Annotated in this window: 19 protein-coding genes and 1 pseudogene; 11 read left to right on the top strand and 9 right to left on the bottom strand. The window is 71.3% G+C overall.

Features of this window, described 5'->3' with window-relative positions:
* Nucleotides 1–70: 70 nt before the first annotated feature.
* The 5 genes and pseudogenes from ACFU53_RS14940 to ACFU53_RS14920 all read left to right on the top strand — a co-directional run bounded on the left by ACFU53_RS14940 (nt 71) and on the right by ACFU53_RS14920 (nt 5,378).
* On the top strand, nt 71–1,030 hold the full coding sequence (locus ACFU53_RS14940; RefSeq protein WP_383991098.1) for a carbohydrate ABC transporter permease: 960 nt from the start codon (nt 71–73) through the stop codon (nt 1,028–1,030).
* The gene (locus ACFU53_RS14935; RefSeq protein WP_383991095.1) at nt 1,030–1,863 is read left to right on the top strand and encodes a carbohydrate ABC transporter permease; all 834 of its coding nucleotides are present in this window, start codon (nt 1,030–1,032) and stop codon (nt 1,861–1,863) included. The genes ACFU53_RS14940 and ACFU53_RS14935 overlap by 1 nt, the downstream gene beginning before the upstream one ends.
* A 106-nt stretch (nt 1,864–1,969) precedes the next feature.
* Nucleotides 1,970–3,157 (top strand): ABC transporter ATP-binding protein, encoded by a 1,188-nt coding sequence (locus ACFU53_RS14930; RefSeq protein WP_383991092.1) that lies wholly within the window; start codon nt 1,970–1,972, stop codon nt 3,155–3,157.
* A 30-nt stretch (nt 3,158–3,187) separates the two neighbouring features.
* Nucleotides 3,188–3,490 (top strand): annotated as a pseudogene (locus ACFU53_RS14925) (hypothetical protein); the annotation flags it as partial.
* Nucleotides 3,491–3,917: 427 nt separating this feature from the next.
* The gene (locus tag ACFU53_RS14920; protein ID WP_383991089.1) at nt 3,918–5,378 is read left to right on the top strand and encodes a tetratricopeptide repeat protein; all 1,461 of its coding nucleotides are present in this window, start codon (nt 3,918–3,920) and stop codon (nt 5,376–5,378) included.
* 27 nt (nt 5,379–5,405) lie between these two features.
* Here ACFU53_RS14920 and ACFU53_RS14915 read toward each other — a convergent pair whose 3' ends face one another.
* The 7 genes from ACFU53_RS14915 to ACFU53_RS14885 form a co-directional block, all read right to left on the bottom strand.
* Nucleotides 5,406–5,933 carry an NUDIX hydrolase family protein gene (locus ACFU53_RS14915; protein ID WP_383991133.1) on the bottom strand — a complete coding sequence of 176 codons (528 nt, stop codon included), beginning with the start codon at nt 5,931–5,933 and terminating at the stop codon, nt 5,406–5,408.
* A gap of 179 nt (nt 5,934–6,112) precedes the next feature.
* Nucleotides 6,113–6,832: a GntR family transcriptional regulator gene (locus ACFU53_RS14910; RefSeq protein ID WP_383991130.1), complete on the bottom strand. Its 720-nt coding sequence runs from the start codon at nt 6,830–6,832 to the stop codon at nt 6,113–6,115.
* Nucleotides 6,833–6,875: 43 nt separating this feature from the next.
* Nucleotides 6,876–7,877, bottom strand: a complete 1,002-nt coding sequence (locus tag ACFU53_RS14905) for a proline racemase family protein (RefSeq protein WP_383991086.1) — start codon at nt 7,875–7,877, stop codon at nt 6,876–6,878.
* Nucleotides 7,878–7,911: 34 nt separating this feature from the next.
* Nucleotides 7,912–8,808, bottom strand: a complete 897-nt coding sequence (locus tag ACFU53_RS14900) for a dihydrodipicolinate synthase family protein (RefSeq protein WP_383991083.1) — start codon at nt 8,806–8,808, stop codon at nt 7,912–7,914.
* Between the two features lie 123 nt (nt 8,809–8,931).
* Nucleotides 8,932–10,431 carry an NAD(P)/FAD-dependent oxidoreductase gene (locus ACFU53_RS14895; protein WP_383991080.1) on the bottom strand — a complete coding sequence of 500 codons (1,500 nt, stop codon included), beginning with the start codon at nt 10,429–10,431 and terminating at the stop codon, nt 8,932–8,934.
* Nucleotides 10,421–10,720 carry a (2Fe-2S)-binding protein gene (locus ACFU53_RS14890; protein WP_383991077.1) on the bottom strand — a complete coding sequence of 100 codons (300 nt, stop codon included), beginning with the start codon at nt 10,718–10,720 and terminating at the stop codon, nt 10,421–10,423. The genes ACFU53_RS14895 and ACFU53_RS14890 overlap by 11 nt, the downstream gene beginning before the upstream one ends.
* Nucleotides 10,717–11,883, bottom strand: coding sequence for an NAD(P)/FAD-dependent oxidoreductase (locus ACFU53_RS14885; RefSeq protein WP_383991074.1), 1,167 nt, complete (start codon nt 11,881–11,883; stop codon nt 10,717–10,719). Before ACFU53_RS14885 ends, ACFU53_RS14890 begins: the two co-directional genes overlap by 4 nt.
* A 153-nt stretch (nt 11,884–12,036) precedes the next feature.
* Between ACFU53_RS14885 and ACFU53_RS14880 the strand changes: the two genes are divergently transcribed.
* On the top strand, nt 12,037–13,008 hold the full coding sequence (locus tag ACFU53_RS14880) for a formylglycine-generating enzyme family protein (protein WP_383991071.1): 972 nt from the start codon (nt 12,037–12,039) through the stop codon (nt 13,006–13,008).
* A 13-nt stretch (nt 13,009–13,021) separates the two neighbouring features.
* Here ACFU53_RS14880 and ACFU53_RS14875 read toward each other — a convergent pair whose 3' ends face one another.
* Nucleotides 13,022–13,945, bottom strand: a complete 924-nt coding sequence (locus tag ACFU53_RS14875) for an SDR family oxidoreductase (protein WP_383991068.1) — start codon at nt 13,943–13,945, stop codon at nt 13,022–13,024.
* 54 nt (nt 13,946–13,999) lie between these two features.
* The gene (locus ACFU53_RS14870; RefSeq protein WP_383991065.1) at nt 14,000–14,266 is read right to left on the bottom strand and encodes a hypothetical protein; all 267 of its coding nucleotides are present in this window, start codon (nt 14,264–14,266) and stop codon (nt 14,000–14,002) included.
* A 585-nt stretch (nt 14,267–14,851) separates the two neighbouring features.
* Between ACFU53_RS14870 and ACFU53_RS14865 the strand changes: the two genes are divergently transcribed.
* The 5 genes from ACFU53_RS14865 (at nt 14,852) to ACFU53_RS14845 (ending at nt 20,717) form a co-directional block, all read left to right on the top strand.
* Entirely contained in the window at nt 14,852–16,735 is a 1,884-nt protein-coding gene (locus ACFU53_RS14865; RefSeq protein ID WP_383991063.1) for a glycoside hydrolase family 15 protein, read from the top strand.
* A 3-nt stretch (nt 16,736–16,738) separates the two neighbouring features.
* Nucleotides 16,739–17,209 carry a potassium channel family protein gene (locus ACFU53_RS14860; protein WP_383991060.1) on the top strand — a complete coding sequence of 157 codons (471 nt, stop codon included), beginning with the start codon at nt 16,739–16,741 and terminating at the stop codon, nt 17,207–17,209.
* A gap of 404 nt (nt 17,210–17,613) precedes the next feature.
* On the top strand, nt 17,614–18,528 hold the full coding sequence (locus tag ACFU53_RS14855; protein ID WP_383991057.1) for a glutathione S-transferase C-terminal domain-containing protein: 915 nt from the start codon (nt 17,614–17,616) through the stop codon (nt 18,526–18,528).
* 423 nt (nt 18,529–18,951) lie between these two features.
* Nucleotides 18,952–19,935, top strand: coding sequence for an amino acid ABC transporter permease (locus ACFU53_RS14850; RefSeq protein ID WP_383991055.1), 984 nt, complete (start codon nt 18,952–18,954; stop codon nt 19,933–19,935).
* The gene (locus ACFU53_RS14845; protein ID WP_383991052.1) at nt 19,932–20,717 is read left to right on the top strand and encodes an amino acid ABC transporter ATP-binding protein; all 786 of its coding nucleotides are present in this window, start codon (nt 19,932–19,934) and stop codon (nt 20,715–20,717) included. The genes ACFU53_RS14850 and ACFU53_RS14845 overlap by 4 nt, the downstream gene beginning before the upstream one ends.
* Nucleotides 20,718–20,737 lie beyond the last annotated feature (20 nt).

Genomic DNA, 20,737 nt, shown 5'->3' with positions numbered 1-20,737 from the left:
ACCACCTCCTCCCGCACCACTTGGTCAGCCGACGCCGCAGCGCGCGGGCCTCGTCCTCGGACGGCCCCAGATGAGCACGCGGGCGCAACCGGCCGGAACCCCGCCGCCCCCCGAGGCGGAGACGGAGCAGGCGGGGCCGGACCGGGCGGCGCTCTCGGCGGGCGCCAGGCAGGAGCGGCGGCTCGGCTGGCTGCTCTGCGCGCCCGCGGTCGTCGTCATGATCGCCGTGACGGCCTACCCCATCGGGTACGCCGTCTATCTGTCCCTCCAGCGGTACGACCTGCGTTTTCCCGGACGGGCGGAGTTCGTGGGCCTGAGCAACTACGGGGCGGTGCTGTCCTCCCCGTTCTGGTGGGACGCCTTCTGGGTCACGCTGTTCATCACCGCCGTGTCCGTGGCGATCGAACTGGTCCTCGGAATGGGGCTCGCCCTGGTGATGCACCGCACGATCTTCTGGCGCGGCGTCGTCCGCACGTCGGTCCTCGTTCCGTACGGGATCGTCACCGTGGTCGCCGCCTTCTCCTGGCAGTACGCCTGGACCCCGGACCTCGGATACCTCGCCGAGTTGTTGCCCAGCGGAGAGGCCCCGCTGACCGAACAGTGGCCCGCCCTCTGGCTGATCATCCTCGCCGAGGTGTGGAAGACGACGCCGTTCATGGCCCTGCTGCTGCTCGCGGGCCTCGCGCTGGTCCCCGAGGAGACCCTGAAGGCGGCCATGGTGGACGGTGCCACCGGCTGGCAGCGTTTCACCAAGATCATGGTGCCGCTGATGAAGCCGGCGATCCTGGTGGCACTGCTCTTCCGCACGCTGGACGCGTTCCGGATCTTCGACAACATCTACGTCCTGACCGCGGGCGCCCAGGGGACCGGCTCTCTGTCGATCCTCGGGTACGACAACCTGTTCACCGCGCTGAACCTGGGCATCGGGTCGGCGATCTCGGTCCTGATCTTCATCTGCGTCGGGATCATCGCCTTCACCTTCGTCAAACTGTTCGGCACCGCCGCACCCGGCGCGGAGGTGAAGCGCTGATGGCCGAGGTAGGAAAGACGCACGCCGCCCGATGGGGCGTCATCAACGTGGTGGTGGTGCTGTATGCCCTGTTCCCCGTGTGGTGGATCGCCGCGCTGTCGTTCAAGGACCCCACCACCCTGACGGACGGCAACTACATCCCCACGGACTGGACCTGGGAGAACTACCGGGGCATCTTCGAGACCGCCGAGTTCACCCGTGCGCTGATCAACTCGATCGGTATCGCCCTGATCGCCACGGTGATCGCGGTGGCGCTGGGCACCATGGCCGCCTACGCGGTGGCCAGGCTGCGCTTCCCCGGCAAGCGGGTGCTCATCGGCATGTCACTGCTGATCGCCATGTTCCCCCCGATCTCCCTGGTGTCACCGCTGTTCAACATCGAGCGGATCATCGGGATCTTCGACACCTGGGTCGGGCTGATCATCCCGTACATGACCTTCTCCCTGCCGCTCGCGATCTACACCCTGTCGGCCTTCTTCCGGGAGATCCCCTGGGATCTGGAGAAGGCCGCCAAGGTCGACGGGGCGACGCCCGCGCAGGCCTTCCGGATGGTCATCGTGCCGCTGGCCGCGCCGGGCGTGTTCACCACGGCCATTCTCGTGTTCATCTTCTGCTGGAACGACTTCCTGTTCGCGATCTCGCTGACGTCCACCGAGTCCGCGCGCACAGTGCCGGCCGCGATCGCGTTCTTCACCGGGAGCTCCCAGTTCCAGCAGCCCACAGGGTCGATCGCCGCCGCCGCTGTGGTCATCACCATCCCGATCATCGTTTTCGTCCTGTTCTTCCAGCGGCGGATCGTCGCCGGACTGACCTCCGGGGCGGTCAAGGGGTGAACGGGCCGACCGCGCCGGACAGGCCACCGGTCCGTGACACCGACCGCGGTACCCGGACCCGGAAGGCATGAAGGCATGAAGGCATGAAGGCAAGGAGGCACCATCCATGGCCGAGATCATCCTCGAGGGAGTCACCAAGCGCTTTCCCGACGGGGCCCTCGCCGTGAAGGACGTGGACCTCGAGATCGCCGACGGCGAGTTCGTGATCCTTGTCGGTCCGTCGGGATGCGGCAAGTCCACCACCCTGAACATGATCGCCGGACTCGAGGACATCACCGAGGGCACCCTCCGCATCGGAGACCGAGTCGTCAACGACCTCGCTCCCAAGGAACGCGACGTCGCCATGGTGTTCCAGAGCTATGCCCTGTACCCGCACATGAACGTCCGGGAGAACATGGGCTTCCCGCTGCGCCTGGCCAAGGTGGACAAGGACACCATCGACGCCAAGGTGACGGAAGCCGCCCGGATCCTCGACCTCACCGAGCACCTGGACCGCAAGCCCGCCAACCTCTCGGGCGGTCAGCGCCAGCGGGTGGCCATGGGGCGGGCGATCGTCCGTGATCCCAAGGCGTTCCTGATGGACGAGCCGTTGTCCAACCTGGACGCCAAGCTCCGGGTACAGATGCGCACTCAGATCTCCCGGCTGCAGCGGCGTCTCGGCACGACCACCGTGTACGTCACCCACGACCAGACCGAGGCGATGACGCTCGGCGACCGGGTCGTCGTCATGAGACAGGGCCTGGTCCAGCAGATCGGCACACCTGCCGAGCTGTACGACCTGCCGCGCAACATCTTCGTCGCGGGCTTCATCGGCTCCCCGGCGATGAACTTCCTGAACGCCACTCTGGAGGACGGTGCCCTGCGCTCGCCCCTGGGCGACCTGACCCTGGACGACCGTACGAGGCAGGCGCTGGAAAGGCAGAACGCGCCTCGCGAGGTCATCGTCGGGCTGCGACCGGAGGCGTTCGAGGACGTGGCCCTGTCACACGACCGGGACCGGACGGGCCCGGTCTTCACCGCCACCGTGGAGGTACTGGAGTCACTGGGCTCCGATGTGTATGTCTACTTCACCGCGGAGGGCGGGCCCGCGACGACCGCCGAACTGGAGGAGCTCGCCAAGGACTCGGGTTTGCGCGACACCGGCGCCGACACCCATCACATCGTGGCCCGTCTGGACGCCGCCACGCGTGCCCGCGAGGGCGAACCGGTAGAGCTGCAGGTCGACATGGCCAAGGCTCACGTGTTCGACCCGGCGACCGGAGCGAACCTTACGCATCCAGTGAGGGCGGAATGACGTGCACCACACCGGCCACGATCCGCATCCATGTACCCGGCGACTCAAGAGACGGCTGGTGTGGGCGGCCTCCTGCCGTCATGTCGTCGGTGCATGGCGGATGCCTGCTGTGGGAGTGCGCCGGGTGGCGCTGTACCTTCGTCCAGATGGAAGGGCGGGCGGCTGTCGGGCCCTGCCCGTACGAGAGGGGATCGTGGAGACGAGCACGCAGGCGGGCTCCGCCGCGCAGCCGCGCGCGCCCTTGAGCAGGGGGGCCGGGTTCTGGGCGCTGCCGTCGCCCTGGCCGACGAAGGTGGAGTCGAGGCGTTGAGCATGCGCAAGATCGCGCAGGCGCTCGGCGTCGTGCCCATGGCCCTGTACAAGCACGTGGCCAACAAGAACGAGTTGCTGGACGGCATGATCGACGTCCTCGTCGGTGAGATCGACCCGCCGGCCGGCGACACCGACTGGAAGGCCGCCATTGGCAGGCGGGTGCTGTCGGCCCGCCGCATGCTGCTGCGCCACCCGTGGGCGCCCGAGGTCATCGAGTCGCGGATCAAGGCGCGGGCCACCCCGACGCCTGCGGTCATGGGGTACCTGGACTCGATGATCGGGATCTTCCGGGCCGGGGGGAGGGAGGGGCGCTTTCCGGCGGTGTCGGGGTGCTCGGTGGACTGGGCGGAGTGTCGTCGCTTTGATGGGGACGGTGCGGTGATCCGTGCCGTCACGGGTCGGCGCACACGGGCCGACGCCACTCGCTACGCGCCGGAGATGAACTGCCATGGTGACCGACCGGTACGGCAACCGCCTGTACGAGTGCACCGCCGAAGGGGCGGAGCACCTGGACCGGGCGGTGGAGGGGCTGTTGTTCTTCCGGCCCGAGTTCCCGACCGCCGTCGCCGACGCGGTGGCCGCGTGCCCGGGGGCGCCGCTGGCCCAGGCGTTCGCGGCGTATCTGGGAGTGCTGGGGACCGAGTCGCGGGACGCCGCCGAGGCGGGCCGTCGGTTCGCGGATTTCAGCGCCGGGCTGGACCATGCGGCGCTGCCCCGGCGGGAGCGTATGCACATGGTGGCGGCGGAGGCCTGGCTCGGGGGTGATCTGGGGCGGGCCGGGCAGGTCCTGGAAGAGCTGGTCGTGGAGTGCCCGCGTGATCCGCTCGCCCTGGCGGTCGGCCATCAGCTCGACTTCTTCACGGGGGACGCGACGCGGCTGCGCGACCGGATCGGCGGGGCCCTGCCCGCGTGGGACGCGGACGACCCCCACCGCGGGCCGCTGCTGGGCATGTACGCGTTCGGTCTGGAGGAGTCGGGGCACTACGGCCGGGCCCAGGAGGTGGCCCGGGCCGCCGTGGAGCGGAACTCCCGTGACATCTGGGCCATCCACGCGGTCGTCCACGTGCATGAGATGCAGGGGCGGTTCGTCGAGGGGCTCGACTTTCTCGACGCGCGCCTCGACGACTGGGCGAGCGGCAGTCTGCTGACGGTGCACAGCTGGTGGCACTACGCCCTGTACGCGCTGGAGGCGGGCGACACCGGGACCGCTCTGCGGATCTACGACGCCGTACTGCACCACAAGGACTCGACCGGGTTCGTCATGGAACTCCTCGACGCCGCCTCGCTGTTGTGGCGGTTCCTCCTGGCCGACCTGGACGAGGGCCCCCGTTGGGGGACTCTGGCCGACGCGTGGGCCGCGCGCGAGGACCCGCCGTTCTACGCCTTCAACGACGTGCACGCCGTCATGGCCTTCGCGGGAGCGGGCCGGCTGGAGACGGCGGACGAGTTCGTCGCCGACCGGCGGCGCTGGCTGCGGGCGGCCCGGCAGGGCGGGCGGCCCGACACCAACCGTGTGATGACCGGCGAGATCGGCCTGCCCGTGTGCGAGGCGCTGGTGGCGTACGCCCGTGAGGACTACCGGGCGGTGGTGGAGCTGCTCTGGCCCATCCGCCGCCGACTGCAGACCTTCGGTGGCAGCCACGCCCAGCGGGACGCGATCCAGCGGACCCTTCTGGAGGCGGCCATCCGCGCGCGACGGGACGACCTGGCCCGGCTCCTGCTCGGCGAACGAACCGGCCTCAGCCCGCACAGCCCCTACAACTGGCTCGGCCAGGCCCGTCTCGCCGACGCCCTCGGCGAAGCGGGCCGCGCCGCCGTCGCCCGCGACACGGCGACCGAACTGGCGGCGCCCGCCGCACAGAGGCTGAGCCGGATCGCGCACGACACGTATCTCGAACCAAGGCCCTGAGCCCCGGCCGGCACGACCCGTTCTCGGCTAGGACAGGCAGCCCACGTGTGCCAGGGCCTGCTTCAGCAGGACTCCCTGGCCGCCCGGCATCTCGCTCTGGACGGAGGCCGACGCCGCCTCCTGGGGGCTGAACCACACCAGGTCGAGCGCGTCCTGCCGGGGGCGGCAGTCACCGGACACCGGGACGATGTAGGCGAGGGAGACCGCGTGCTGGCGCGGGTCGTGGAACGGGGTGATGCCCTGCGTCGGGAAGTACTCGGCGACGGTGAAGGGCTGCAGGGCGGACGGGACGCGGGGCAGTGCCACGGGCCCGAGGTCCTTTTCCAGGTGACGCAGGAGCGCGTCACGCACCCGCTCGTGGTGCATCACGCGGCCGGAGACCAGATTGCGGCTGACCGTCCCGTCCGGGCCGATGCGCAGCAGCAGCCCGATGCTGGTGACTTCGCCGCTGTCGTCGACGCGCACGGGCACGGCCTCGACGTACAGGATCGGCATCCGGGCGCGCGCCGATTCGAGCTCGTCGGACGGCAGCCAGCCGGGCGTGGTTTCGGTCATGTCAGACATTGGCTGATCATACTTTCAACGTCAGCCGGAGCGCGCGTCGCTCCGATCACACCTGTCAGAGATGCCCCCGTCGTCCCGCTCGCATGCGCGGCGTGGGTGATCAGTCGTCTCGCTCGCTCGCACGCGGCGCCGGTGATCAGCCGTCCCGCTCCTGTGGCCGTGTTGTCGGATCAGTCGTGCGCGGCCCACATTCCCCGCACATGACCGAGGTGGCGGGTCATCACCGCGCTTACGGCGGCCTCGTCGCGGTCGAGGAGGGCGTCCAGGAGTTCCAGGTGCTCCTGCGCCGAGGACAGCAGCCGGCCCGACTCGGCGAGCGCGGTCAGGCCGTAGAGCCGGGCGCGTTTGCGCAGGTCGCCGACCACCTCGACGAGGTGGGCGTTGCCCGCGAGGGCGAGCAGACCGAGATGGAAGCGGGTGTCGGCCTCGACGTACGCGATGAGATCCCCGGCGGCCGCCGCGGCGACGATCTCCCGGGCGGCGGGCCTCAGCGCCTCCAGGGAGACCGGGTCGGCGGTCCGGGCCAGGCCGACAGTGGTCGGGATCTCGATGAGCGAGCGGACGTGGGTGTACTCGTCGAGCTGCTTCTCGGTGACGGCGGTGACCCGGAACCCCTTGTTGGGCACGGTGTCGACCAGGCCCTCCTTGGCCAGATCCAGCATGGCCTCGCGCACCGGCGTCGCTGAGACACCGAAGCGGGCGGCGAGCGCGGGCGCGGAGTACACCTCGCCCGGCCGCAGCTCACCGGCGATCAGCGCGGCCCGCAACGCGTCGGCGACCCGCTCGCGGTAGCTGCTCTTCTTGCCGCCGAGCACCGGCAGGGCGGGGGCCGGGGGAGCGGTGGCGGCAGTGGCGGAGGCGGACGGGGCGCCGGTGCGCTGCGAGGCCATGGGAGGCATGCGGTCTCTCCTGGAGTCCTGAAGTCCCGGAATCCTAGAGGACGAATCCGGACGGGAACGGGTCGGACGGGTCGAGCAGATACTGGGCGGTGCCGGTGATCCAGGCGCGGCCGGTGAAGCTGGGCAGCACGGCCGGGACACCGGCCACCTCGGTCTCGCCGAGCAGCCGCCCCGTGAACCGGGTGCCGATGAAGGACTCGTTCACGAACTCGGTGTGCAGCGGGAGTTCGCCCCGCGCGTGCAGCTGCGCCATGCGCGCGCTGGTGCCCGTTCCGCAGGGCGAGCGGTCGAACCAGCCGGGGTGGATGGCCATCGCGTGGCGTGAGTGCCGGGCGGTGGCGCCGGGGGCGTACAGGTGGACGTGGTGCAGGCCGTGGATCGACGGGTCCTCCGGGTGGACCGGCTCCCCCTCGGTGTTGACGGCCTCCATCAGGGCGAGGCCCGCCCGCAGGATGTCGTCCTTGCGGTCGCGGTCGAAGGGCAGTCCGAACTGCTCCAGCGGCACGATGGCGTAGAAGTTGCCGCCGTACGCGAGGTCATATGTCACCGTCCGCCCGTCGGCGAGTGCGATTTTACGGTCGAGGCCGACGGAGAACGACGGCACGTTCTGCAGGGTGACCGCCTTGGCCGCGCCGTCCTCCACCGCCACCTCGGCCACGACGAGGCCCGCCGGGGTGTCGAGTCGGATGGTGGTGACCGGCTCGACGACCTCGACCATGCCGGTCTCGACGAGCACGGTCGCGACCCCGATCGTGCCGTGGCCGCACATGGGCAGATAGCCGGAGACCTCGATGTAGACGACGCCGTAGTCGCAGTCGGGGCGGGTCGGCGGCTGGAGGATCGCGCCGCTCATCGCCGCGTGGCCGCGCGGCTCGTTCATCAGCAACTGCTTGACGTCGTCGCGGTGTTCACGGAACCACAGTCGGCGTTCGTTCATGGTCGCGCCGGGGATCGTGCCGATCCCGCCGGTGATCACCCGGGTGGGCATGCCCTCGGTGTGCGAGTCGACGGCGTGCAGGACGAGTTTGCTGCGCATGATCCGGTCTCCTTCCGTCTCCTTTTCGCGCGGGTTACGCGAGCCCCGCCGCGACGGCCTTCTCGGTGGCCGCCCGGATCACGGCCTCCTGCTCCGGCAGCAGCTCCACCCGAGGCGGACGGCAGCGTCCCCCGTGCCGGCCCACGATGTCCATCGACAACTTGATGGCCTGCACGAACTCGACCTTCGAGTCCCAGCGCAGCAGCGGGTGCAACTGCGCGTACAACCCCTTCGCCGTCGCGAGGTCGCCGTCCACCGCCGCGTGGTACAGCTCGACCGTCGCGGCGGGCAGCGCGTTCGGATAGCCGGCCACCCAGCCCTTCGCGCCCGCCAGCGCCAGCTCCAGCAGCACGTCGTCCGCGCCGATCAACAGATCGAGTTCCGGGGCGAGTTCGGCGAGCCGGTACGCCCGGCGGACATCGCCGGAGAACTCCTTCACGGCCCGGATGCATCCCTCGCCGTGCAGCTTGGCGAGCAGTTCGGGGACGAGGTCGACCTTGGTGTCGATCGGGTTGTTGTACGCCACGACCGGGACGCCCGCCTTCGCGACCTCCGCGTAGTGCGCGAGCACCGACCGCTCGTCGGCGCGGTACGCGTTCGGCGGCAGCAGCATCACCGAGGCGCAGCCCGCGTCCCGCGCCTGCTCGGCCCAGCGCCGGGACTCGGCGGACCCGTACGCGGCGACCCCGGGCATCACCCGTGCGCCGCCGATCGCGGCGACGGCCGTCTCGACGACCTTGGCGCGCTCCTCGGGCGTCAGCACCTGGTACTCGCCGAGGGAGCCGTTCGGCACGACACCGTCACAGCCGTTCTCGACCAGCCAGGCGCAGTGCTCGGCGTACTTGTCGTGGTCTACGGAGAGATCGTCGCGGAGGGGGAGCGCGGTGGCGACGAGGACGCCGCGCCAGGGACGGTTCTCGGTGGTGGTCATCTCGGATTCCCTCTCAATGGGGTGTGACATATTACTGGCGGCGAAGGGTCTTTCGAGTGCGGGTTGGTGCCTTGCGAGTGCCGTGCATGGGTCTACGAGTGCCGTGCATGGGTCTTATGGGGCTTACGGCGTGGCGTCATCGTCGTCCTCGGTCCTTCCTGCCTCTCCCGCCCGGGCCAGCACGCCCAGCGGCACCGGTCGCGCGAACGGCCGCCGGGCCACGGTCTCCGCGCAACCGGCGATCCCAGCGACCGCCGGCCCGCACATCCGACCCTGACACCAGCCCATCCCGGCACGGGTGAGCAGCTTCACCGTCCGGACGTCCCCGGCGCCCAGTTCCCCGACGGCCTGGCGGACGGCTCCGGCGGTGACCTCCTCGCACCGGCAGACGACGGTGTCATCGGTGACCTGCTCGGTCCAGTGCGTCGGCGGAACGTACACGGCGTCGAGTACGGCGAAGAACCCCCGTAGTTCTTCACGGGACTTGGCGGCCTCCGCCCACTCGCCCGGGTCCGGAACCCGGCCCTGGAGGCAGGCGGCCGCCGACCGGCCGGCGATGTGCCCCTCGGCGAGGGAGAGGGACGCGCCGCCGATCCCGGTGGTCTCGCCCGCCGCCCAGACACCCGGCACATCGGTGCGCTGCTCGTCGTCGACCCACACGCGCATCCCGGCGGACTCGACGCGGCAGCCGAGTGCCTCGGCGAGGTCGGTGTGCGGAAGCATGCCGTGCCCGACGGCGAGCGTGTCGCAGGGGATACGCCGCTCGGTGCCGGGCCGGACGCGCCCCTCGGCGTCGAGCGCGGCGACGGTCACGGCCACCAACCGGTCGCTACCGTGCGCCTCGACGACGGTATGGCGCATGAGGGTGCGCACCCTGCGGCGCAGCAACTCCACCGCGTATCCGGCTCCTTCGGCGAGCTTGTCCGCCCGGCCCACCAGCGCTCCGGCCCGCCGAGTCAAGGCCTTGGGGTCCGCGGACTCGACCAGTGCGGCCACCGTGACGCCCGCCGCCGCGAGCCCGGTCGCCACCGGCAGCAGCAGCGGACCGGTCCCGGAGACGACCGCCGTACCGCCGGACACCACGAGCCCGCCCTTCAGCATGGCCTGCGCGCCCCCGGCGGTGACCACACCCGGCAGGGTCCAGCCGGGGAAGGGCAGTACCTTCTCGTAGCCGCCGGTCGCGAGGAGGACGGCGTCCGCGCGCACCTCGACGGGTGCCTCCTGGTCGGGGCCGAGCAGGGCGTGGACGGTGAAGCGCCGGGGGTCGTCGGACCGCCGCTCCACGCACCACACATGGTGGTCCGGGAGGTGGGTGACGCGCCCGGCGGAGACATGCCGTTCCAGGCCGTCGCGCAGCCGCTGCCAGGTACGCCACTGGTGGTGCAGGGACTGCGGGCGTCGCGCGCCGAGCCCGGCCGCGGGCTGCCGGTAGAACTGGCCGCCGGGTTCCTGCGCGGCATCGATCACAGTGACCCGTACGCCCTGTTCGGCCGCCACCAGTGCCGCGGCGAGGCCGGCCGGGCCCGCGCCGACGACCGCGAGGTGGGGGAGGCCGGAGCGTGGGGCGTCGGTGCCCTCCGCAACGTGCGGGCTCGCCGCCCGTGTCGGGCGGTCAGTGCTCATGGCCCGTCCCCTCCTGGGTGCGGATCGCGTCGCCCGGTCGGACCGGAACCAGACAAGCCCGCTGGTTGGGGCGGTCGTTGACGGTGACCAGGCAGTCGAAGCACACGCCGATGCCGCAGAAGATCCCGCGTGGCCGGCCCTCGCCCCGGGTGGTGCGCCAGGACGTGACCCCGACGGCCCAGAGGGCGGCCGCGACCGTCTGGCCGGGCAGTGCCTCCATTTCACGGCCGTCGAGGGTGACGGTGAAGGCGGGCCCCGGTTCTGCCCGCGCCAGCTCCAGCGGGTTCACGTCGCGTCCCCCTCGTACTCTTCGAACCGGTCCGGGCGGAACGGCGTGAGGTCCAGATCGGGCGTCCTGCCGCCGAGTGCCTGGGCGATCAGCTGCCCGGTGCCGGTGGCGAGCCCGATCCCGGCGCCCTCGTGGCCGCAGGCGTGGAACAGGCCCGGGACCCGCGGGTCCGGACCGATCGCCGGCAGATGGTCGGGCATGTACGGCCGGAAGCCGACGTACGTCCGCATCGCGCGCACTCCCTCCAGGAACGGGAACAGCCGGGTCGCGCCCGCCGCCAGCGCCCGTACGACCGGCAGCGAGAACGACCGGTCGAAGCCGACCCGTTCGCGGCTCGCGCCGATCAGCACGGGCCCGGCGGCCGTGCCCTCGACGACCGGGGAGGTCTGGAGCACCGCCGAGTCGCTGGCCACGTCGGCCACGTAGTCGGCGGCGTACACCTTGTGCCGCACCATCGGCGGCAGCGGTTCGGTGACGAGGACGAAGCCGCGCCGGGGGAGGACGGGGAGGGTGACTCCGGCGAGCGCGGCCAGATCGCCGCCCCAGGTCCCGGCGGCGTTCACGACAGCCGGGGTGTGGATGTCGCCCCGGTCGGTCCGTACGCCGCGTACGGCACCGTCCGGTGTGCGCAGCACCTCGATCACGGTCCGGCCGGTGAGCAGTCGGGCGCCGGAGGCCCGTACGAGATGGGCGGCGGCCAGGGTGGGCATGACCTGGGCGTCCTGCGGGTAGTGCACGCCGCCCACGAGATGGGGCGCCAAGTGTGGTTCGAGGTCCGGGAGTCGGTGTGCGGGGACGGTCACCGCCTCGACCCCGGCGGCGCGTTGCCCTGCCGCGAACCGTTCGAGCGCGGCGAGTCCTTCCGGCGCGGAGGCGACGACGACCCCGCCCTTCTGCTCGTACTCGAACGCAGCGCCCAGGCCCGGCTCTGCCGCCAGCTCCGCCCACAAGCGGTTGGACAGCAGGGCGAGTTCGAGCTCGGGGCCAGGCTCCTTGTCGGAGACCAGGAGGTTGCCCTCACCGGCGCCGGTCGTGCCGCCGGCCACCGGGCCACGGTCCACCACGGCGACGCTCAGACCCGCCCGGGCCGCGTACAGGGCGCACGCCGCGCCCACCATTCCCGCTCCGACAACCACGACGTCGCAGGTCAGTCGCTCGGTCACGCCAGTACTATGTCACATGGTGCTGGTATCTGGAATGCCTCGGCCGGGCGTTGGGGGCGAGCCTCGGGCTACTCTGCAGGCCGCGCCCCAAACCAACGACGCCACCACACCAGCGACACCACCACACCACCCTTCCTTCCTGAGGACAGCGCGATGTCACACGACAGGCCTTGCTGCGCTCCCGGCCGCGAGCCGGTGGCCGGGCCGCTCGGTGGCCCGGCCGATGTTCCGGTCGATGTTCCGTCGGGCGTGGCTCCGGCGGCGCCGACGCAGGGCGGCGAGCGGTTGCTGTCGCTGCCCGGCGGGGCGTTCCTGATGGGCACCGAGGACGAGGTCGGTTACCCGGCGGACGGTGAGGGCCGGGTCCGTGAGGTCGAGTTGCGCCCGTTCCGTATCGCTGCGAAGACCGTCACCAACGAACAGTTCGCGACCTTCGTGGACGCGACCGGGTACGTGACCGAGTCCGAACACTTCGACTTCTCCTTCGTCTTCGAGGGGTTCCTCCCCGCCGACCTGCGCGCAGTCTCCCCGCGCGTCCCCGGAACCCCGTGGTGGCGCGGCGTCCGGGGCGCCACCTGGCGGCAGCCGGAGGGGCCCGGTTCCTCCGTCGACGCGATCCTCGACCACCCGGTGGTGCACGTCTCCTGGAACGACGCGCAGGCCTACTGCGCCTGGTCGGGCACCCGGCTGCCCACCGAGGCCGAGTGGGAGTACGCGGCCCGCGGTGGCCTGCGGCAAAAGCGCTACCCGTGGGGCGACGAACTCGCCCCCGACGGCCGCCATGCCTGCAACATCTGGCGCGGCACCTTCCCGACCGACAACACCGCCGCCGACGGCTACCGTTCCACGGCCCCGGTCGACGCTTTCGAGCCCAACGGCTTCGGCCTGTACAACACCGTCGGCAATGTGTGGGAGTGGTGCGCCGATCGGTTCAGCCCGGCCTTCCACCTCACCGGCCCGCGCACGGACCCGACGGGGCCTCCCGACGGCCCGGCCCGGGTGATGCGCGGCGGCTCCCACATGTGCCACGCCTCCTACTGCAACCGCTACCGCGTGGCCGCCCGCTCCTCCAACACACCCGACAGCGCCGCCGGGAACATCGGCTTCCGGGTGGCGGCGGCCTGACCTTCGGCGCCGATCAGGTACCCGTCGTCGACCGCTGAACCGCCCTGACCCGGCGGTCGAACTCACGGTTGAGCAGCGGCATGAGCACACTGCCGAAGCGTGCCAGCGCCCGGGTGCCCGTGTCCGGGCAGATCGTGAAGCGCCGCCGATCGATGCCCTTCACGATCGCCGCGGCGACCTTCTCCGCCGTGAGGGGCTTGATCGTGCCGCCGACCACACGGGTCTCCTGCGGCTTCCACCGGTTCTCCTCGGCGAGCTGCGGGGTGTCCACGTCCGGCGGGAACACGACCCCGACATGCACCCCGCGCGGGGTCAGCTCGGCCCGTACCGACTCCATGAGCCCGCGTACGGCGAACTTGGCCGGCCCGTACGCGCTGTAGCCGAAGATGCCGAGCAGCCCGGCGGCGGACGACACCGCGACCACGCTGCCGTGCCCGCGCTCCACCATGCCGGGGGCGACCGCACGTATGGCGTGGAGCGTGCCGAAGTAGTCGACCTCGATCATCTGCCGGAAGACGTCGTCGGGCAGTTCGAGGAAGTGTCCTGGGCGGGCGAGCCCCGCCGAGGTGATCAGGATGTCGCAGGGCTGCGCCTGTTCGCCCTCCAACTCGGCGATGGCGCGGGTGAGGGCCGTCCGATCGGCCACGTCGGCGGCCCGCGCGGCGACCGGCGCGGCGACCGGCGCCTGCTGTCCGGTATCCGACATCCGTTGTGCGGCGGCCGACGTCCCCTTCGGCGAGGCCGGCACGTCCGTCGCAGCGGCCGACACCTCCTTCGCCGCCGTCTCCAGGCGGTCCGCGCCCCGCGCGATGAGCGAGAGCTTCGCGCCGCGTGCCGCCAGCAGCCGGGCCGTGGCCAGGCCGATGCCGCTCGACCCGCCGGTGACGACGACGTGGGCCGAACTGATGTCCATGGGGCGGGTGTTCCGCAGTTTCATGGCGGGGAGGGTAGCGGTCGTCATCGCAGGAGAAGAGGCCTTGGGCCCGGTCAATCAGAGCCCGAGCCCCTGCACCATCTCGTCGACGACCACCCGGCACCGGGGCAACGGGCGCCGGTCCGCCCGCGGAGGAGCCGTGTCGTCGGCCGCGCGGGCCGCCCGGTCCGTCGGCGCGGCCACCGGGATCTCCCGCAGCCACTGCTGGACGACCCGCACCGGGAGGTCGTGGCGGCGCGCGGCGTCCCTCGCCGTGAGCCTGCCGGAGAGGATGTCCGCGAGGATGCGGATCCGCTCGGTCGGGGAAATCTCCGAGGCTTTCAAGGGCCGGTCCTTTCCGTGGGCGTTCACCGTTGTCGCAGTTGAGCCGTCGGAACTCGGAACTTGGATCTTGGAACTCGGAACTCGGAACAAGGCCGTCGTCCCGCTCCCGGATGACCGTGCGCCGTGAGCAGCTTCGGACCGTGCGAGAGAGCGGCCCTTACCGTGGCGTTGCCCGCGACCGTCGGGAAGATGAAGAACCGCGGCCTCCGCCTTCCCCGACCACCCGGTCACCCTCTCGGCCGAGTAGCCGGGGTGGCCCCTGGGTAGTCCTCCCGCGCACGGGTGTGATGGGCCCATGACCGGCTCCGCCGCCCATCACCCCGAGCTGCCGCAGGCCCTCGACCCACCCTCGCCACGGAGAACACAGCCGACGGCCGCACAGCCCTGACCTGCCTCGTCCCCCGCCACCCGTAGCGCACCGCCCTCGGCCGCCTCCTGCACAGGGGCAGCATTGAACACCTGGTCCGCGCCCTGGAGGCTCTCCCTTCGGAGCCCGTGGCCGACAGACGACTGACGCTCCCACGGCGGCAACTCGAACGACCCACCCCACATGCCCCCAACCCGCAACCCCCCGAAACTGACCCCATGCCAGGACCCGCCCCCGACCCCCGCACCAAACCCAGCCGCGCCAAACCCAGCCGCATCGAGGACTACGCCCTCATCGGCGACCTCCTCTCCGCCGCCCTCGTCGGCAAGGACGGCAGCGTCGACTGGCTCTGCCTCCCCCGCTTCGACTCACCCGCCTGCTTCGCCGCCCTCCTCGGCGACGAGGACAACGGCCGCTGGCGCATCGCCCCGGCGGACGAGGACGGCCCGTACGCCCGCCGCCGCTACCGGGACGACACGCTGATCCTGGAGACGGAGTGGGAGACGGCCGGCGGCCAGGTCCTGGTCACCGACTTCATGCCGTGCCGGAAGACCGGTGCCCCCAGCGTCGTACGCATCGTCGAAGGCCTCTCCGGCACGGTCGACATGCGCATGGACCTGCGGCTCCGCTTCGACTACGGCCGGGTCCTGCCCTGGATGCGCCGCCGGAACGGACACCTGACGGGAACCGCGGGGCCCGAGTCGGTGTGGCTGCGCACCCCCGTGCGGCCGGTCGCCCACGGCACCGTCCACACCGCCGTCTTCCCGGTCACGGCAGGCGAACGGATCCCCTTCGTGCTGACCTGGCACCCCTCCCATCTGCCCGCACCGGAAGCGGTGGACGCGTTCGAGGCGCTGCGCACCACGGAGGCGTACTGGCGTCGCTGGCTGCGCAGACTGACGTACAACGGGCCGTACCGCGACGCCGTCGCCCGCTCCCTGATCACCCTCAAGGCCCTGACGTACCAGCCGACCGGCGGCATCGTCGCCGCCCCGACCACCTCCCTGCCCGAGGAGATCGGGGGCGTCCGGAACTGGGACTACCGCTTCTGCTGGCTGCGGGACGCGGGAATGACGCTGGAGGCGTTGCTGCGCAGCGGCTTCAAGGCCGAGGCGGACGCCTGGCGGGGCTGGCTGGAGCGGGCGGTGGCGGGGCGGCCCGAGGACGTGCAGATCATGTACGGCATCGCGGGGGAGCGGCGGCTCACCGAGTGGGAGGCCGACTGGCTGCCGGGCTACGAGGGGTCGCGCCCGGTGAGGATCGGCAACGCGGCCGCCGGGCAGCGGCAGCTCGACGTACCCGGCGAGGTGATGGACGCCGTTCATCTGGCCATCGGCTGCGGACTGCGCCCGCGCCAGCACCTGATCTCCCTGCAGGCGGTCTTCCTGGAACACCTGGAGCAGGTCTGGTCCGAGCCCGACCAGGGGCTGTGGGAGATGCGCGGCGCCCCGCGCCACTACACGCACTCCAAGGTGATGTGCTGGGTCGCCTTCGACCGGGCGGTCCGGCTGGCCGAGGCACATTCCCGCCCCGGTCCGGTGGAGAAATGGCGTGCGGTCCGCGACCGTATCCACCGCGAGGTCTGCGAGAGGGCCTTCGACCCGGAACGGGGTACCTTCACCCAGTCGTACGGCTCCCGCGAACTCGACGCCGCGCTGCTGCAGATCCCGCAGACCGGGTTCCTGCCGCCGGACGACCCGCGGGTGATCGGCACCATCGAGGCCGTACAGGGCGAACTCCTCTCCGACGGGCTCGTGGCACGCTACTCGGCGGGCGTCGCCGACTCGCCGGACGGCCTCGTCGGCGGCGAGGGTGCCTTCCTCGCCTGCTCCTTCTGGCTCGCGGACGCCCTGCGGCTGATCGGCCGCGAGGACGAGGCCCGCGCCCTGTACGAGCGACTGCTGGACCTGCGCAACGACGTCGGGCTGCTCGCCGAGGAGTACGACCCCCGCGCCCGCCGTCAACTGGGCAACTTCCCGCAGGCGTTCACGCACGTCCCGCTGATCCGGGTCGCCTACGAGCTCGACCGGCACGCCCTCCACGCCCGCCGCGAAGACCCGAAGGCGCCGCCCGGGGCGCCCCCCGGCTCGAAGGAGGGGTGAGGCGTGCTGCCCGGATTCCTCAGCAGGGCAGTCGAACTGCTGCTCGGCCGGGAAGGCCGGGGCCGCCCCCTCCATCTGAAGGCGGCGGGCGGCGCAACCACCGTGCTCGTCGTGGTGATGCTCCTCGGCTCCTGGGCTGTGATCGCCGCCGAACACGGCGCGCCGCGCGCCAACCTGACCTCGTACCCGAAGGCCCTGTGGTGGTCCGTCGAGACGGCCACGACCGTCGGCTACGGCGACTTCTACCCGGTGACGTTCTGGGGCCGCGTCGTCGGCGCGGTCGTCATGGTCGTCGGCATCACCACGTACGGCATGGTCACCGCCGCCATCGCCACCTGGTTCGTGGGCCGGGAGCAGAAGCGTCACCAACTCACGCACAAGACCCATGAGTTGTGCGACGAGACCGCGCACGCCCTGCACGAGCGGTTCGACCGGCTGGAGCGGATGCTCGGCGCCAAGGGCGACGGCGACTGACCACCGGCTGCTCGGTGCCTGGGGGACGCCGGCCCGACCGTCGGCCCCCGATGTCCATCCCTCGGACGCCGCTCCCAATCCTCGGACACCCTCTTGACGCGTGGCGTGGTCGGCTCGACACTCCAGGTGGGGTATTTCCTAGTGAACAGGTAGGGAATGATGGGGCGCCTGGAGCCGGTGGTCACTCGTGTGCCGCGCACGCGCCGGCAGTCCCTCCTTCTGACCTCCCGCCGTCACATCGATCTGCTGCGCGTCTGCAGCGCGAGAAGCCCCCTGAGCTGACCCGGCCCGAGCCGCCGACGTGGCACGCGACAGCGCTCGCGCGTCCGTGTACTCGCGTAACCACCGTTCCACCGCGTAACGCGCCACCGCGCGATCGCGCACCAGAACCCCCGGGGAGACACATGTCCGCCATGCCCGTCCACGCGCTGAACGCCGTCCCGTCGCCGCGGCCCCTGCCCTCCTTCCGGGGCCGGATCGGCTGCGACGCGCGCAGCGGCCACTACGCCGTGCCGCGCCGCTACCGGCTCCATCTGTCGCTGTCCTGTCCGGGCGCCCTGCGCATCGCCGTCGTCCACAGCCTCCTCGGCCTGGCGGACGTCTGCCCCGTGACCCTCCTGCCCGCCGTGCCCGACGGCCCGAACGGTGAGCACTCCGCGCTGCGCCCGCTGTACGAGGCGAGCGCGCACCGCTATCCCGGAGCGGCCGTGGCGCCGGTGCTCAGCGACGACTGGTCCGGACGCATCGTCAGCACCCACGCCCCCGACATCATGCGCGACCTCGCCCGGCGCTTCGGCGGCGGCCGCCCCGAGCTGTACCCGGAGGGCGCGGAGGCCGAGATCGAAGGTGTCGCGCGCCTCTGCGAGCAGGGCATAGACGGCACCGCGCAGCGCACCGGACGCGCCGACGCCGACGACCTGGAACGCCGCGACGCGCTCGGCTCTCTGCTGCGCACCCTGCGCTCGCTGGACGCCCGGCTCGCCGGACAGGAGTACGTCCTCGGCGACGAACTCACCGCCGCAGACGTCGAGTTGTGGGTCGCCCTGGTACGGCTCGACACCGTGCACCGCTGGCACCTGGACGCCTCCGCCGTACACCGCGTCGCCGACCACCCGCACCTGTGGGCGTACGCGCGCCGCCTGGCCGCCCACCCCGCCTTCGGCCCCCATCTCGACCTCGACGGCATCGCCCGCCGCCACCACGCGCATTGTCAGGGTCTGGAGGCGGCCGGCGCGGCCGTACAGATCCTGGACTGGGCCTCCCACGTCCCGGACCAGGCCGTATCGACAGACGGACAGGCGTCCCATGTACTGGACTGACGTTGACAGCGGCCCGCCGGGCCTGCGTTACTTACGGCCACCCGAAGAGCACGAGGCCCACCGGGCCGGAAGAACGATGGTGACGGACATGTACGCAACCCCGAGGCCGGCCGCATGGCGCCGCCACGGTTGCGTGCCGCTCTGCGCCGACCGCGCCGTCGATCTGCTCCGGGTCAACAGCGCACTGTGTAGCGCGCGTTAGCGCGCGGCCCGGGCCCGATCCGGCGCCGCGTTCCCGTCGAGGCTGACGGTTCCCTGAACCCCTGAGGCACCGCACCAGCGGTCCGCCCTCTCTCCGCCAGCCCCGGTGTCGTGCGCATCCGTGTGTCTTCCGTGCCCTCTGAACGGCGAGCGGTCCCCGTCCGCCGTACGGCCGAAGTCGCCTGCGTCGCCTGGGGTTTCGACACTCTTCCGGAGCCCTTGATGAGTGAACCCCCAGGCGCCGCCGTGTCCCTGACCGAGGCACCGCCGCCCGCCGACACCCCGTCGAAGCAGCTCACCGCCCAGCGGGTGCTGCCGCTGCGCCGCCCCGGCCGCTGGATCGCCACCGCGGTCGTGCTGGTCCTCGCGGCCCAGTTCGTCCACGGACTGATCACCAACCCCTTCTACCAGTGGGACCGCTTCGCCTACTGGTTCCTGCGGCCGACCATCCTCGACGGACTCCTCATCACCCTCGAAGTCGCCGCATACAGCGCGGTGTTGGGCCTCCTCGGCGGCGTGCTGCTCGCCCTCGCCAGGCTCTCGAAAAGTCCGGTCCTGCGCTCGGTCAGCTGGGTCTACATCTGGGCCCTGCGCTCGATCCCGCTGATCGTCGTCCTGCTGTTCCTCTACAACTTCAGTGCCCTGTACCAGACGCTCAGCCTGGGCGTCCCCTTCGGCCCGGCGTTCTTCACCTTCGACGAGTCGCGCCTCGCCACCGACATGGCCGTCGCCGTCATCGGCCTCAGCCTCAACGAGGCGGCCTACGCGGCGGAGGTCGTCCGCGGCGGCATCCTCTCCGTCGACCAGGGCCAGCACGAGGCGGCCTCCGCACTCGGGCTGCCGAAGAGCTACCAGTTCCGCAAAATCGTTTTCCCGCAGGCGCTGCGCTCGATCACCCCGAACTACGTCAACCAGTTGATCGGCCTGATCAAGAGCACCTCGCTGGTTTTCTACGTGTCGCTGCTCGACCTCTTCGGCACCGCGCAGACCATGGGCGCCACCTACCCCGGTGACATAGTGCCGCTGCTGCTGACCGTCACCGTCTGGTACCTGATCCTCACCAGTGTCGTCTCCGTCATCCAGTTCTACGTCGAGCGGTACTACGCTCGGGGCGCCACCCGCACCCTGCCGCCGACGCCGTTGCAGAAGCTGCGGAGCGGCCTGACCGACCTGCGCGCCCGCATCCGCAGGGAGGCCGCCGTATGACCACCGAGACGTTTCCGGCCACGCCCGCCGCCGTCGAGGTGCACGACGTGCACAAGTGGTACGGCGCCCACCGGGTCCTGGACGGCGTCGACCTGACCGTGCGACCTGGCGAGGTCACCGTGATCCTCGGCCCGTCCGGCTCCGGCAAGTCCACGCTGCTCAGAGTCATCAACCACCTGGAGAAGCCCGAGATCGGGCACGTCAGCGTCAACGGCGAGCTGATCGGCGTACGACGCCATGGCGAGCGCCTGAAGGAGCTGAGCGAGCGGGCCATCCTCACCCAGCGGGGCCGCATCGGCTTCGTCTTCCAGAACTTCAACCTCTTCCCGCACCTGACCGTGCTGGAGAACGTTGCTGCGGCCCCGGTGGCGACCGGCAGGCTCGGCAGGGCTCAGGCCGACGAACTCGCCCGCGAACTCCTGGACCGGGTCGGCCTGGCCGACAAGGCGGCCGCCTATCCACGGCAGTTGTCGGGCGGACAGCAGCAGCGCGTGGCCATCGCCCGTGCTCTCGCCCTGCGCCCCGGCGTCATCCTCTTCGACGAGCCGACCTCCGCCCTCGACCCCGAACTCGTCGGCGAAGTCCTGGCCGTCATCAAGGACTTGGCACGCAGCGGCACCACGCTGGTGATCGTCACCCACGAGATCGGCTTCGCCCGGGAGATCGCCGACCGGGTCGTCTTCATCGACGACGGCCGGATCGTCGAACAGGGCCCGCCCGCGGAGGTCCTGGACAAGCCGCGGCACGAGCGGACCAGGGACTTCCTCAGCAAAGTCCTCTGAACTTCCCCCACGCCCCTCTC

Origin of the sequence: Streptomyces sp. NPDC057474 (assembly GCF_042802555.1) — a bacterium.
Classification (GTDB): Bacteria; Actinomycetota; Actinomycetes; order Streptomycetales; family Streptomycetaceae; genus Streptomyces.
Note: the sequence above shows the minus strand (reverse complement) of the source record. Positions and strands in the feature narration are given on the sequence as shown.